13 protein-coding genes and 1 tRNA gene are annotated in these 14,485 nt (G+C 32.8%); all 14 read right to left on the reverse strand.

All coding sequences use genetic code 11. The annotated features are described in order from the left end of the window. Positions 1 to 267: 267 nt before the first annotated feature. The 14 genes from SHI72_RS22935 to SHI72_RS23000 all read right to left on the reverse strand — a co-directional run bounded on the left by SHI72_RS22935 (position 268) and on the right by SHI72_RS23000 (position 14,460). A tRNA-Tyr gene (locus SHI72_RS22935) sits at positions 268 to 348 on the reverse strand. Between the two features lie 283 nt (positions 349 to 631). Further along, positions 632 to 1,321 (reverse strand): MBL fold metallo-hydrolase, encoded by a 690-nt coding sequence (locus tag SHI72_RS22940; RefSeq protein ID WP_052250134.1) that lies wholly within the window; start codon positions 1,319 to 1,321, stop codon positions 632 to 634. Beyond that, the gene (locus SHI72_RS22945; protein WP_323491524.1) at positions 1,321 to 2,061 is read right to left on the reverse strand and encodes a 4'-phosphopantetheinyl transferase family protein; all 741 of its coding nucleotides are present in this window, start codon (positions 2,059 to 2,061) and stop codon (positions 1,321 to 1,323) included. The genes SHI72_RS22940 and SHI72_RS22945 overlap by 1 nt, the downstream gene beginning before the upstream one ends. Next, complete coding sequence (locus tag SHI72_RS22950; protein WP_323491525.1) at positions 2,051 to 3,022, reverse strand: acyltransferase domain-containing protein; 972 nt, start codon at positions 3,020 to 3,022, stop codon at positions 2,051 to 2,053. Before SHI72_RS22950 ends, SHI72_RS22945 begins: the two co-directional genes overlap by 11 nt. Before the next feature lie 88 nt (positions 3,023 to 3,110). Further along, positions 3,111 to 3,857 (reverse strand): polyketide synthase, encoded by a 747-nt coding sequence (locus SHI72_RS22955; RefSeq protein ID WP_039115212.1) that lies wholly within the window; start codon positions 3,855 to 3,857, stop codon positions 3,111 to 3,113. Continuing rightward, positions 3,845 to 4,633 (reverse strand): enoyl-CoA hydratase/isomerase, encoded by a 789-nt coding sequence (locus SHI72_RS22960; protein WP_323491526.1) that lies wholly within the window; start codon positions 4,631 to 4,633, stop codon positions 3,845 to 3,847. The genes SHI72_RS22955 and SHI72_RS22960 overlap by 13 nt, the downstream gene beginning before the upstream one ends. After that, entirely contained in the window at positions 4,624 to 5,871 is a 1,248-nt protein-coding gene (locus SHI72_RS22965) for a hydroxymethylglutaryl-CoA synthase family protein (protein ID WP_323491527.1), read from the reverse strand. Before SHI72_RS22965 ends, SHI72_RS22960 begins: the two co-directional genes overlap by 10 nt. 22 nt (positions 5,872 to 5,893) lie before the next feature. Continuing rightward, a complete protein-coding gene (locus tag SHI72_RS22970; protein ID WP_323491528.1) occupies positions 5,894 to 7,153 on the reverse strand; it encodes a beta-ketoacyl synthase N-terminal-like domain-containing protein in 1,260 nt (419 codons plus the stop codon). A gap of 16 nt (positions 7,154 to 7,169) precedes the next feature. Then, complete coding sequence (locus tag SHI72_RS22975; RefSeq protein WP_039115217.1) at positions 7,170 to 7,403, reverse strand: phosphopantetheine-binding protein; 234 nt, start codon at positions 7,401 to 7,403, stop codon at positions 7,170 to 7,172. 21 nt (positions 7,404 to 7,424) lie between these two features. After that, entirely contained in the window at positions 7,425 to 8,744 is a 1,320-nt protein-coding gene (locus SHI72_RS22980; protein WP_323491529.1) for an NAD(P)/FAD-dependent oxidoreductase, read from the reverse strand. Positions 8,745 to 8,791: 47 nt separating this feature from the next. Beyond that, positions 8,792 to 11,062 carry an ACP S-malonyltransferase gene (gene fabD / locus SHI72_RS22985; RefSeq protein WP_323491530.1) on the reverse strand — a complete coding sequence of 757 codons (2,271 nt, stop codon included), beginning with the start codon at positions 11,060 to 11,062 and terminating at the stop codon, positions 8,792 to 8,794. Between the two features lie 30 nt (positions 11,063 to 11,092). Further along, entirely contained in the window at positions 11,093 to 12,403 is a 1,311-nt protein-coding gene (locus SHI72_RS22990) for an NAD(P)/FAD-dependent oxidoreductase (protein WP_323491531.1), read from the reverse strand. 43 nt (positions 12,404 to 12,446) lie between these two features. Further along, entirely contained in the window at positions 12,447 to 14,249 is a 1,803-nt protein-coding gene (locus SHI72_RS22995) for a cytochrome P450 (protein ID WP_039119628.1), read from the reverse strand. Positions 14,250 to 14,271: 22 nt separating this feature from the next. Beyond that, the gene (locus tag SHI72_RS23000) at positions 14,272 to 14,460 is read right to left on the reverse strand and encodes a hypothetical protein (RefSeq protein WP_323491532.1); all 189 of its coding nucleotides are present in this window, start codon (positions 14,458 to 14,460) and stop codon (positions 14,272 to 14,274) included. Between the last annotated feature and the right edge of the window lie 25 nt (positions 14,461 to 14,485).

Below are 14,485 nucleotides of genomic sequence, written 5' to 3' on the forward strand. Positions count from 1 at the left end.
GTGTTCTACTAAAAAATCAGGCAGCATAAATTTTAAAAGGTCTATAGGAGTCATCTCAAATTCTTAGATTACAAAGTTCTTATTTTATTTTGACATTCCTCCCCAGGTTTTGTTCTTGATCCTTAATCCCTTCTAATCTGTTTTTATAAACATCAAAACTGTCTTTAAACAAAAAACCCTGCAAATCTTTAGATTTGCAGGGTTTTAACATTTTCAGGATTAAAAAAAAACTTGACTAAGTTGCCTTTTCACTTCTTTTCCTTTTCGTGGGGAGAGCAGGATTCGAACCTGCGAAGTTTACACAGCAGATTTACAGTCTGCCCTCGTTGGCCGCTTGAGTATCTCCCCGAAGCTTGTATTAATACGCTTTGTTGTTCTAAGCGGTTGCAAATATAGGAACGTTTTTGATGTATACAAACTAAAATTGTACTTAATTTTAAGATATTTTTTAAATCATTGGTATTGAATAAAATAAAAATCATTAATTAGAAAGAATTTTCCGTCTTACTTAAAATATTGATATTTTTTGACTAAAAGCTAAGTAGTTTTACTCAAAATTAACAGTCTTTAAATATAGGAAGATAGGTTAAAATACATTTTTTATAACCTCTGTCAACTATAAATTGTAGTATTATGAAGAGGAGCTATCCGTTTTTTTCTTGCCAAAAGGCCACTTAAATACTGTAGGTTGATATTTTCGAGTTCGAAAACCTACAAAAGATTTTTTTGAGTTAAATTGAAAATAAATATTATAGAGCATTAAATAAGACATATCTTTTCCTGGTGCTGTGCCATATGAATGACCAGGCCAAAACAGTGAATAAACAGGTAAGTAACTTTTCAAGAATTGAACGGAATCATACAAATTTCCAGCTCCTTCTTTGGAACAAACTCCAACACCCTCAATAAAAACGGTATCTCCAGAAAACACATGCTTATCTATTAAATAACAAACACTACCTGAAGTATGCCCTGGGGTAAAAATCGGAGTTATTTCTATTGTACCAATTTTAAAGCTCTGTAAGTGAGAAACCAATTGTAATTTAGAGTATGTTAATCGAAAATTAATTGCATCTATATCCGAAATCCATATAGGAACATTATTTTTTTTCGAGAATTCTTCTGCCAGGTCTATATGATCTAGATGCCCATGTGTAATCAACACTCCCTTTAATAAGATTCCATTTTCTTCTATGTAAGAATTGATCAGCTCATAATTCCAAGCTGGATCAATCAAAATACCTTCATATTGATTATGAATTAGGTAACATTGATTATTAAAAACACCATTAGTAACCTCAAAAAGTTGCACATAAATCATTAAGACAGTGAGTTTAGACAGGTTAGATCTTTTGTGAAATCAGTTAAATTTATATTTGTATTTCTGGGGCAAATAATAGAAATAATATAAGATTTTAAAACTATAGAAAATGATTTGTACTGCGTAAAATTTTTAAAGTTTCCCGTGTAAATTCCATCTTTATAATTAAGAGAATCTAATTCTAAATATTTAAAATCAATCATCATCCCTGTCTTTAAAATTTTAGAAAGGCTTTCCTTTACTGTCCAAAGCAGCGTATAGGCAGTAGCCTTATCATTAAGTTCTGAATTTACTAAAATTATTTCTTCTTTGGTAAACATACTAACCATCAAATCGACTTTATCGGGATTAATTCTCTCTATATCTACACCAATAGGATGAGCTTCTGGATAAGCCATAGAAATACCAATAGCATCACAGTGGGTAATAGAAACCTGAAAGCCAGAGTAAGGTAAATGCTCAATGACAGGAAATTGAAAAACTCCAAAACCTACTTTAAAAGAATTCATTGCTATCTTGTCTGGAATAATTTTGCTTAAAGCACTTTTTGCGCTTATACGTCCTAACAAGTAACTAGATTTTCGTTTATCGAATTTTAAAGAATTTAGATAGGTTATCTCATCTAAATGCAAATCTTTTAAATATCCATACAAATCTGCTAATTCTTGCTTTATAATAGTATATCCAGCTGAATGTACTGAATTTTCTCTTACGAGTTTTATAGTGCCTTCAAATAGCATAATTGGAGGGATTAGAAATTAAACCATTTAATTTTTCTAGTTGTCTGAGCTCATTCCCAAAAGGAGATAAAATTGGCTGTATGTATGACTCTGATGTTTTTGGTATTGAATATTTAGTAAAAGTAGCACTAGTACCAGAAGGGCCTAAATCAATATATATACATGGACCGAGTTGTTCTAAAAAATCAATTCCTTTTATATGACTAGAATATGAACTTACAACTTGATTATAATACTTTGTATCTATGCTTGTTAAGAAATCCGATGTTAGACTAGACACATAAGGCACTTTAGGTTTAGCCAATTCAATACCTTGTTGCATATAAAACGAAAAATCTTTTAAACCTTCATAAATAATGGGAGAATGAAAAGGAATGGTGACTGGAATCCGTGCATGTATTATCTCTTCTTTCTTTAAGATTTTTTGATATTGATCTAAATTAATTAATGTACCTGAAACAGTATAACTTCCCTGAAAATTATCGCTGGCAAGACACAAATCATACTGCTCATATATTTTGGATTTATGGTGCGCCTCAGCATTTATAACCGTAAGCATACCTCCTTCAAGGTTGCTTCTCGTTAAAGATTTGGACTGTTCTACAGCCGCTTTTATAGCTGTAGGTGCAGACCAAACACCAGCTGCAACACCGGCAGCAAACTCCCCAAGACTTTGTCCAAAAACATAATCTGGCAAAATGTTATAAGATTTCATTACCTCTATCATAGCAATCTCTATTGCCACAATAGCCGGATGAGTGATTAATAGCTCATCAAAATCTGTATCATCATTACCATATAATTCATTCACAAGGGATCTATGCAGGTATTTCTGAAAAATTAAATCACTTTCTTCAATACTTGATCTAAAAACGGCATTGTTCGTAAATAGATCTTTACCCATATTACGATACTGACTGCCTTGACCAGAAAATAAAAAGACGACTTTATACTTTTTCATACTTGTGTAAGATTACTACATTTTTTTTAAATTACTAAATATATCCCATATGAGTTTGACCTGTTTTTATGTAATATCTTTTAGTTATTTACCTCCCGAACAAGGCTTTTATATTTTCTTTGACTTGTGATTGTTGAAAAGTTATTTCGTGCATTTCTAATTCCTGATCAAATACTTCTTTTAAACTTGCCTTGATTTTTGATGTTAAATGCTTTTTTAATATCACTAATGAAAGTCTTGGTTTCTCGGCTAACTTCTTTGCTAATACTATTGCCTCTGTAATAACTTCTTTTTTTGGAACTACTTGTAAGGATACACCACGTTCTTGTAATTCTCCTCCTCTATAACTTTCGGCTGTAAAAAGCATTTCGCATCCTAAAGAGGAGCCAAACCGTAAGGGCACCATATATGTCGCTCCCATTCCTGGAGTAAATCCGTATTTCATGAAGTTAGCTGTATATATGTTTTCTTTTCCTAAAATTTGAAAATCTGCATAACATCCAAACACTAGTCCTCCTCCTATAGCATGTCCTTGCATGGCAGCAATTACAGGTATTTCACAATCTATTGGTGCTGTAAAAAAATCTAACTCGGTAAATTTTAACTCTCCATCATATATTTGTTGTAATTCATCCTGAGTTCCTCCGCAAGAAAAATAGCTATCATACCCTGTTAAGATTACTACTTTATATTCTTTCTTTTGGTTTACGATAGCAAAAGCATCTTTTAATCCTTTTATTAACTCTTTAGAAAATGTATTTCTTGACTCTTTATCTTGCATCGTAATTTGTACGATATCTTTGGTAATTTCTGTAATACTTACTACTTCTCCCATGGATACTCTCCTTTCTCTACAAAGTTTTTTATATTATTTTGTACAACTTCTGATTCTATTAGTGATTGTAATTTATTAACTGCTACTATTTTGGTTTCATCCTTAATTATCCAAAGTTTTGCTGTATAGGATTTAATTTCTTGAATTGTATTAGTTTCTAATCGACTAAGTCGCAATAAATTTTTCCTTACCTGATTACTAATTTCGTCTGTTACCACATCTACTAAACCTATTTCATAAGCTCGCTCTGCCGTTATTCCATGTGTAATTAATGTCAACCATTTGGCTTTCTGCGGCCCAACTCTTTGTATTAAAAAAGGCAATACACAAGCGGGTAACAATCCGAATAGAGCTTCGGATAATCCAAAAGTTGCCTGATTACCTGCAATTACTATATCACTAGCTGCGACTAATCCTAACCCTCCTGCATTTACTTTCCCTTCTACTTTTGCTATTACAACCTTATCAATTTCGCTAATTGTCTGCAATAAATTATAATATTGATCAGGTTGTTGACTCATTAAAGCTTCATCCTTCTGATGTACTACAGCTTCAAAATCCATTCCTGTACAGAATTGATTTTCGTTTCCTGATAATATAATGATTTTTACTTTGGTGTTTTGCTTTGTATTTTCTAGAACCTCCAAAAGTTCATTCACCATTACTGCATTAATACTATTATTCTGTTTGGGTCTGTTGAGTTGAATATGGATAACTTCTCGTTGTTGACTTACTAAAATAGTATTGTATATTTTATCGACTTGCATCATACCCATTCGTAAATTCTGTGATAATTTTTAATTTCAGAAAAGATTAGTTTCTTTTTTCCTTTTACTTTACTAAATGGTTTTGGAAATAATGAGGTGTCTATTTTGAAATCTCTGGTTCCGAATTTGATTTCTGAATTGACTCCAAAAGTATTTTCATATTCTTCCATTGATAATACCACCCGTTCATCTAAATGTTCCTCTATAGCCAAGGATGAAATTAAAGCTTGGCTTTCGGGATGTATTATTCCACTAAAAAATTCTGAACAACATCCTGATCCATACGAAAAGATACCCACTCTTTTTGAGGTTTCGAAGTTTCCTTTTTCAATCATACTTACTAATGCTAAATAGGTAGTGGCTCCCATAATATTTCCAACTCTCTGACAATATTCTAAAGATGGAGCTACACGTTCTTGAAAATCTCTTTCAATTTGATCTGGTTTTGCCTTCTTGAATTTTCGCATATTGGTTCGGTGTGCTCCTTTTACCATTCCTCCAAAAGGGGTATGAAAAACTAAATATTGAAAACTATCCTGATAATCTGCATCTTCGACTCTCTTTTGATATTCTTTAAAGCTGTTTTCACAACAATCCAGATATGATAATAACGATAAATCGGAGTCACCTGCTTCTTTATCGGGAACAGGTCTACAGGTATCCATAACTTCATAACCGTAATAACCGCTAGCACCTTTGTCTATTTCAAATATCTTGGGTTTATCACTAATTAACATTGCTACAGCTCCTGATCCTGATGAAGGTTCTACAAAAGACATTTCCATAGCTGCTCCTTCTACTGTACTCATCCTCATGATATCTGTAGCTATTACTAAAACTTTTCTGCCGGGAGCTGTACCTGAAAGAATAAAATTAACAGCCATCTGTAATCCTGCTGTTCCTGAATAACATGCGTTCTTGAGTTCAAACAATCTGCAATTTCTACTAAGTTTTAAATAATCATGCATGTACGTACTCATCGACTTTCCAAAATCAATTCCTGATTCTGAACAGCTGATTAGCATATCTATACTTTCTATTTCTTCTTCTGTCAATGCATCCAATATGGGTTTTGCTGCATTTACTCCGTTAGAAATAGGGTCTTCATAAGGCATTGGTACTGTTTTTTCTTTCATTAACAAATTTTCAAATCGATCTATATTTAATTGTCGATGTTTTGCTAATTCAACTACGTTTATGGCTGCTGATCCACAATATATATTTATAGCTTCTATTCCTGCTCTCATATTTTTTTTGATTCTATATTGATTACGCTTCTAAAATGATTGCTGTATTGATACCTCCAAAACCAAAGCTATTACTCAATGTGTATTGTATCGAATGGAGGTCTCTATAACTTTGTATCCAGTCCATAGGGTAATCTATTGGTGTTTTTAAATTAAGGCTTTCATGCACAAAATTCCCATTCATTTGTATCAAACTCGCAATGGCTTCGACTGTTCCTGCTGCTGTAATGCCATGACCTATTAATGATTTTGTACTATTTATAGGTTTGTTTTTGAGCTGTAAATTAATCAAAGCTTCAACCTCTGTATGATCTCCTAATTTTGCTCCTGTCCCATGTGCATTGATATAATCAATTTGTTCTGGTAAAATCCCCGCTTTTTGCATCGCTTTGGCTATCGCTCTTTGCTCTCCATCTACAGAAGGATTTGGATTCCTATTGGCATCCAATGTAACTCCATATCCAGATATAGCTCCAAACACTTTTGCCTTTCTTTGTTGTGCATATTCTTTTGATTCTAATATAATTGCTCCTGCATTTTGTCCATATATAAATCCTCCATGATCTATATCAAAGGGTTTGTATAGCGGAACTTCGTCTATCGCTGATGCTATTGGTTGCATAGCTCCCAAAGCAGAAAGTCCTTGATATTCGAATACTGATAAATCCATCATAGGAGCAATTACCATAACGACATCATATTCATTATTTTCTATAAGTCTGCAGGCTTGAATGATTCCCATATTTCCGCTCGCGCTGGCTGCACCAACAGTAAATCCTTCTCCTGTAATCTCGAATAATTCTGAAGCAACACCTATCATATCACTATCCAAAAAATTGAATCCGTAGGAGGGTTTCATGAATTGCATTTTACTTTTGTATGTATCTCTAATCTCTTGACAATACTGTTGTTGTGTATTACTACCTGCTACAACTATAGCAATTTTGCTTTTATCAATCGTTAAAGGAAGCTTGGCATAATGCCAAGCTTCCAGAGCACAAAATATTCCATAAGCTGTGCTTGATGAAATATCTCGTAAACGATTTATTTTTAGTTTCCAATGTTCCTCAAACTCACCGTCTGCTATGCTTTTTTTGAGATCAAAATTTTCTACTTTTCCATATATGTAGTTAAAATTTCTGTCTTCAACAGTATACTCTTTTATAGCAAAATTCGATTTCCCCTTTTTTAAAGCCTCTGTAAAGGCAGGGATTCCTATTGCTATAGGCGTTATTACTCCCATTCCCGTTACACAAGCTTTATATATTTGATCCGGATTCATATAAACGTTGGTGTTTTTATTTTTCAGCAATCAATTCTGCCAACTCATTTATGGTTTGTGCTCCTGCTAATTCTATTCTGGGGATTTCTTTTTCTAATTGTTCTAATGTTAGTGCAATTAATTCTGCTCTATCGATAGAATTTGCTCCAATATCTGATAGTTTTTCATCATTAGATATCGTTTGTCCTTCTAATTCTGGAATAATCTCGATTAAATTTTCTCTAATTTGTTCTACTATTTTATTTTTCATGTTGTAATGTTTTTATGTTAATTATATGTTTCCTTTAAATACTTTCCACAAAATTTTGGGCCTGAATAAATCTTTTCCTGATTTAAGATATCCTGCTACTTCTAATAATTCTTTAAATAATTCGGTGTCTTTATTAGCTGCTTTTTGTAAAGCTTTCATATATCCATTAACCATTTTGAGTCCAGCAGGTTTTTCTCCTTCTGTTTCTGGATATTTAAAATCTTCATAAGATCCCGAAGTCCAGAAATCTTCTATTACTTTATTTACTTTGTTTATATAAGTCTTAAAAACTTTATCATTCGATGGTGTAATTCTCAATACTTCGTCTAAAATTTTGGCCTGACATATAGCTGATGCCATTCCTTGGGCATACATTGGGTTGAAGTTTGAAACTGCATCCCCTAAGACTAAATATGACCCCGGAAATCTCTCTAGTTTTTCATAATGTCTTCTTATACTATGTGGACATTTAAACACTAGAAAATCTGTAAGCCTTGTTGCTCCTGATATGGCATCATATAATCCTGAAATAGGTAGTCCTTTTAAAAACTTTAATAGTTCTTCATCATTTTGAGGTGGTTCAACTCCTCTCATTCCGATTAATGTAAGTACCCATCTATTATTTTCGATAGGCATCAGCACGGCTCCTAATTTTTCATTTGGTGCCTCTGGAGTATAGCTAATTACTTCTAATTTTTCTTCCGGAAGCATTTTTTTACGTTCAAATAATATGGTTACATACATGATATCAATCTTGATTTTAGTTTCTTCTGGTGTTGGATATCCATATTGTTCTAACCATTTATAAGCTTTGGTTCCTCTTCCTGAAGCATCTACTACAAAATCGGTATTTATAATCTGTTTTTCACCTGCTTTTTCTAATACCAAAGCGTTGACATTCTCATTTTGCATTTTCATTTCTAAGGCTTTGGTTTCATCTTGAATCGTAATATTCTTGATATTCAAAACCTGTTTTTTTACATGATATTCTAAAAGCTCCCTTGTCATCGTAAGTGCAGTAATTCCTGTAACTCCTTTTTTCTTGAACCCTCCGTATGAATACCAATTGTAATCATTACCGACATCCAGTTCTGATGCGCCATTTTCTATTAATTCTTTTTTTAGCGATGGAAAATACGCTAAGAGTATGTTCATTGCATGGGCTAGAACCAAATGGATATGTCTCGTTTGTGGTTGTCCTTTTCTCGTTTCTGGTTTATTATCTACTTTATCTTTTTCTATAATGGTTACTTTTTTAAAATGGTTGCTTAATGCTCTTGCTGCAACTAAGCCTGCCATACTCCCCCCAATTACTACTGCATGTTCTCTAGCGGTATTCATATTTTTATTCGTTTTAATATTTTATACTTTTTTATCCGACACTATCTTTAAACCAATGCAGCTTTTTTATTCATTAATTTTTCTGCAGATTCCATGATTTTCATTCCTATTTGATCTACATATCTGTTTTGCCATTCTTCTAATGGTGTTCCTTTTACCCATTGATTAAATGCACCTAAAGCTGCTCCTGACTGTATTTGAAAATTAGCTTGTTCATCTGTAGCTCCTTCTAATGCATATTGGTTTGCCTGCCTTAAATAATATTTAAATATAGTAGCCATCTTTTTCTTAGGTCTTTCTTCTATACTCGCTATTTGTGCTATTTCATCTCTTTGTATAAACTCTTGTTTGATAATTTGCCATACTTCTGGTAATGTTTTCTTGAAGTATTTAGCCTCTAGTTGTTCTCTTACATCAATGGGCAAATCATCTAAACCATCATAGCGTTGATACAACTCGTATAGTTTTTTTGCACGTGTTGCAAAGAGAACTCCTTTCTTTAACACCTGTGCTTGTATGCCAATTTCAAACAGTTCTTCGTCTGGAATATATGCTGTATCCTGTACATCACTATTTTGTAATAACTCTTTGGCTATAGGGCTTAAACCAGATTCTACTGTACATTGATTAATTGAACCTGTGAGTACAAAATCGGCTTCCATGATAAAAGCACTAACAGCAGCTTCCGGAGTTCCTATTCCTCCTGAAATCCCCAGATGTATTGGGTCTTTATACTTATATTGCTCTTGGATTTGGTTACGCAAACTTTTTATCGATGGAAACAATACAAATGCAGAACTCCTATGCGTTACCCCTCCCGGATCTGCTTCTATGCAGATATCTCCACTTAAAGGAATTTCTCTTGCCATTTCTGCCTGATCTTGTGTAATCCATCCGTTATCTAACAACCTCTTGATAAGCCTTTCCGGAACTGGTTTCATAAAACCTTCTGCAACTTCTGGTCGCGATATTTTGGCTATGATTTGGTTATTACAAACTATATTTTGATCGTCTTTCCTCTCTAAACCTACAATTCTAAAATACGCTAAGGCTGAGGTAATTTGACTAAATCCTCCTGCTTCTATTATTGTTATCCCTTGCTTTAGCAAACTATTGACTAATTCTATCTCTTTGTTAGGATCCAAAATATTGTGATATAAATTAACTCCAAAAGTTTTCTCTTTTACTACTTGTTCCTGAAGCCTTTCTATATCATTATTAATTTCTTTTATGGTACGTCCTTTGGTTCCCAAAAAACTTAACATTTGAGAATTTGCCATTTTCTTCACCATCTCTACCGAAGTTATTCCCATATGAAGTCCACCTGCAACATAAGCATAAGATGTATTGTATCTTTCGCAAAACGTACTACTTCCTAACGTATTTTTTTTATGAATACCGGTTGTTTCTTCCGCTATATTTTTTACTTGTTTTTCACTAATAAGGATTGGCTCTTCTATCTTTATTTCTTCATAAATAGGCGAACAACTGCTCTGAATTTGCTCAACCATTTTGGTTAATCTATCTCCTCCTACTTCTTCATATTCTTTAACATTTTTTCCCATCAGATAACGGATAGAATCAACCCATTGTACTGAACTTGCTATTTGTGTTCCGAGCAAATCTTTAATTTCATGTTGGGCGTAACTTCTTGCTGTAACATTAGAAACTACTGGAACTTTAAGACTATTAAACTCTAGTTTATGAATAAAGCCGTTAAACTCTTCTACTGCACTTTTCATATACCTGGAGTGAAATGGTGCGGTAACTAGTAATTGAATAATTTTTATATCTTGCCTGTCAAAATCTTTTACCAGCTGATTAATTGCTTCTTCAGGACCTGATACTACTACTTGACTAGGTGTATTGAAATTAGCTATATCAATAGCATCATGTCCTCCCTCTTTCAATTTTTCTTTTAAAGTGATTTCATCTAATCCTAAAACAGCTGCCATTGCCCCTCCAGAAGCTTCTCCCATTAAGGCACCTCTTTTTTGTACAATTCGTACTCCCGTTTCAAAATCAAATGCTCCTGCCGCCAATAAAGCATTATATTCTCCTAAACTATGACCGATAAAATAATCTGCTTGAGTTGAAGCAAATTGTTCATCATATTTTAGTGCGTTAACAACAAACAAAGCAGGTTGTGTAAACTCTGTTTTGTTAAGTTCTCTTTTGGGATCTTTAAGACATAATTCTTCTAGGTCATATCCAAGGATATTTGAAGCTATTTCCGTTTTGTCTTTATACTTATCAAAAAGATCTTTTCCCATTCCTTTGTATTGGGCTCCTTGTCCTGGAAACATTATTGCTTTCATTGATTTTTCTTGGTTTTAATTAATAAAAAACTATTTACGCATATTAGCCACAAATACTTTCCACATAAAATTGGGAGAGAATAAATTTGTTACAGGTTCTATCATGACAGAAACCTTTACAAGCTCACTATATACCGATGCATCCTTATTGGCTGCCTTATGAATTGCTACCATATATTTATTGACTAGTTTTACTCCTTTAGGTTTTTTACCTATGGTTTCTTCATACCTGAAATTTTCATACGATGAGGCATCCCAACATTGATCCAAGATCTTAGCTACTTTTTCAAAATATATCTTTGACATATTTGCCGGATCATGTTTCTCTATTAGTTCTTCTAAAATTTCTACTTGTAAACAAGCAGAAGTTATACCTTGTCCATGTGCAGGATTTAAATTGCAAAACACATCTCCTATCGGAAGGAATCCTTTAGGGAATTTAGATAACTTCTCATAGTATTTCCTTAAGCAATACGGGAACTTATAGGCTACAAAGTCACTTTCTTTTTGGCATGCAGCTAGCACATTATAAAAATTTTTGTCTGGTAATTGTTTAAGAAATTCCATTAAATCTTCGTCTGTCGGAGGATCTTCTTTATGCCAACCAGCTACACAAACCAAGTTTTTATTATTTTCAATGGGTTGTATTACCACTCCTATTTTATCGGGAGATTTTGGTGCATACATCATTACCTTTCCTCCCTGAAGTCCTCCTTCAGGTCTCGTGTATATAGCTGTTTTGTATGTAATGTTAACTATCGTTCTCTCTTCTTCTGGCTTTGAATAATTGTTGTTTTCTAACCACTTAGGTGTTAAAGAACCTCTTCCCGTCGCATCAATTATCAAATCGGATTCTATTACATATTCCTCAGTATCTATACCCTTAACTTTTACTCCTTTAATCGTTCCGTTTTTTTCAATTAAATCGATATATTTTGTTTTATCGACTATTTGCACATTCGGTATTTTTTCTACTCTTTTTCGAACTCTATAATCAATTAATTTTCTACTACATATCAATGTATTTATCCCCGTAATCATGTTTTGTTTTATACCTCCATAAGAATACCAGTATGCTCCATTGGCAAGGTCTAGTTCTACAGCTCCATCATCTTTTAATTCTTTTGTAATCCTTGGAAAATAGTGTTCTAAAGTATTTAACCCTCTAAGCAACAACACATGAAACTGTCCTCCGTGAGATTGACCTTGTCGCACTTCTGGCTTGTCCTCTAGTTCATCTTTTTCGATTAGAATTACTTTTTTATATCTTTTGCTGAGTACTTTTGAAACCATTAATCCAGAAATTCCTCCCCCTAATATAATTGCAGTTTTATTATTCATTTTATTGTTTTTAAAATTTTAAGGCTCTTGTTTACAATTGCATTTATACAACCAAAACAGGTGTGTTCAAACGCTTAATTTTTATATTGAATTTACTAGGTCCAAGAGTTGTATTAAAATGATCTTCTACACTATTTTCTTTATCTGCTTTTGTGATTTCATAATTTTTTAAAATCATACACAAAATGGTTTTCATTTCTACCATTGCCAATGATTTCCCAGGACATATTCTTTTTCCAAGTCCAAAGGGTATAAGGTTACTTTGAGTTGTATGAAACGTGATACTTTTGCTATCTACCCAGCGTTCTGGATCAAATGCTTCTCTTTTTAAAAAAGGACAACTTTCCTGATCTCTATAATGGGATAATAAAAATACATCTGTATCTTTTGGTATTTCATATTCTCCAATAATACAGTCTTCATTTGTAGTTAATGCGATGACTGGGATTACTGGTTTTAACCTCATTACCTCATAAATAACTGCATTTACATACTCTAATTGATTGGAATCGTCCATTACTTGTAAAAACTTTTCTTCTCCTAAAACAAGCGATATTTCTTCTCTCATCTTCTTCTGAACTTCGGGATAGTCTGTAATATAATGTAGTACCCATAATATAGTATTGGCAGTTGTATCTTCTCCAGCTACAAGTGTTCCGAATATGCTTGGATAAATCTCTTCATCTGTTAAGTGTACTCCATCATCATCTGTTGCCTGTAATAATGCCTCTATATAGTTTGTCGGGTTTTCTTTCAGTTCAGGATTTAATCTTATTCTTTCCTTTGCTTCATTTATATACTTCCAGATACCTTGTTTTATTTCTTTTAAATCTCTATCTAATTTATAATCCTTAGGTAGTTTAAAAAATTTCCAATATTGAACAGGAACTACAATTCGAAATTGTATCATGTTCATTACTCTTTTATAATTGTTTTGAATTTTATTTCCGTCATTTCCAACAGTTCCAATTTTCTGTCCAAATGCTAAATAGGATATAATATCAAATGAGTAATTAAAAATATCTTTATGCACGTCTATTTCTGACGTTTTTTCCAATGTTCTCTCCCAATGATTATAAAGGTCTTCTGTAGTTTCTTTTATAGATGGATAAAAGGACCTAAGTACTTTATTAGAGAGTGCTTGAGTTACGTATTTTCTGCTTCTTTTCCATTCATCTCCTTCTGTCGAAAAAAGGTTATGAACATCCATCTCTTCTAATACGGGTCTGATATTTTTAAAACGTCTGTATTTATAAGGGCGTTGGTTTAGAATTTCCTTGATAAAAGACACTTCAGAAATCACTACTCCGTTTTCGCCATTAACATTAATTTTATAAAAAGATCCATATTCTTTTGCCCATTCTTCGTATTGCAAATGCACTTTTGTCATCTTAGAAAGAAAGCTTAACGAATTACCAAAAACTGGTATTGTTTTGGGACCTGGCAAATCTTTTAATGATTTTATAGGTATGTATCTTTGCTCAGGTGTATTTTCCATCTCTCTTTTATGAGCCAAAAGTTCATTTTTATCAATAAAGATGTCCCCATTAACTATTTCATAATAAAATGTTTTTAAACCGCCTTTTGATTTGCATTTATTTTCTCCTGATGTGCAATTAAACTTCCATTGATGCGCTGGGCATACTATATTTTGCTCTCCATCAATTTCTCCAAAACTCAGCAATTCTTTTTCGTGCGGGCAGAGTCCTTGAAATATTTTAATCTCATCGTTATTATTAACTATTACAAGCTCTACATTTTCTTTATTGATACCTATCATTTTCTTATCTTCCAATTCACTACTATTTATTAGTCTAATTGGATGAAACTGTTTTTTAATTTCCATATTCTATATTTTAAAAGGCCAATTAATAATTTACTTTTTTCCCATTTTCATCTAACATCTTTATGGCAGATCTCCATGAAGGACTTTTTTCTGTTTCATAAGAAACATAGGCTCCGTATACTGCTATTTTACCAATATCTTTCATCACATTTCTATGTTCACCATTGTTTCTAAATTCCAACATATGCTCATGGTCTCTCCATAATGTCATTGTATAGACAATTCTAAAAAGTTTC

The sequence above is a fragment of the Flavobacterium sp. PL02 genome, assembly GCF_035013205.1.
Taxonomy (GTDB): domain Bacteria; phylum Bacteroidota; class Bacteroidia; order Flavobacteriales; family Flavobacteriaceae; genus Flavobacterium.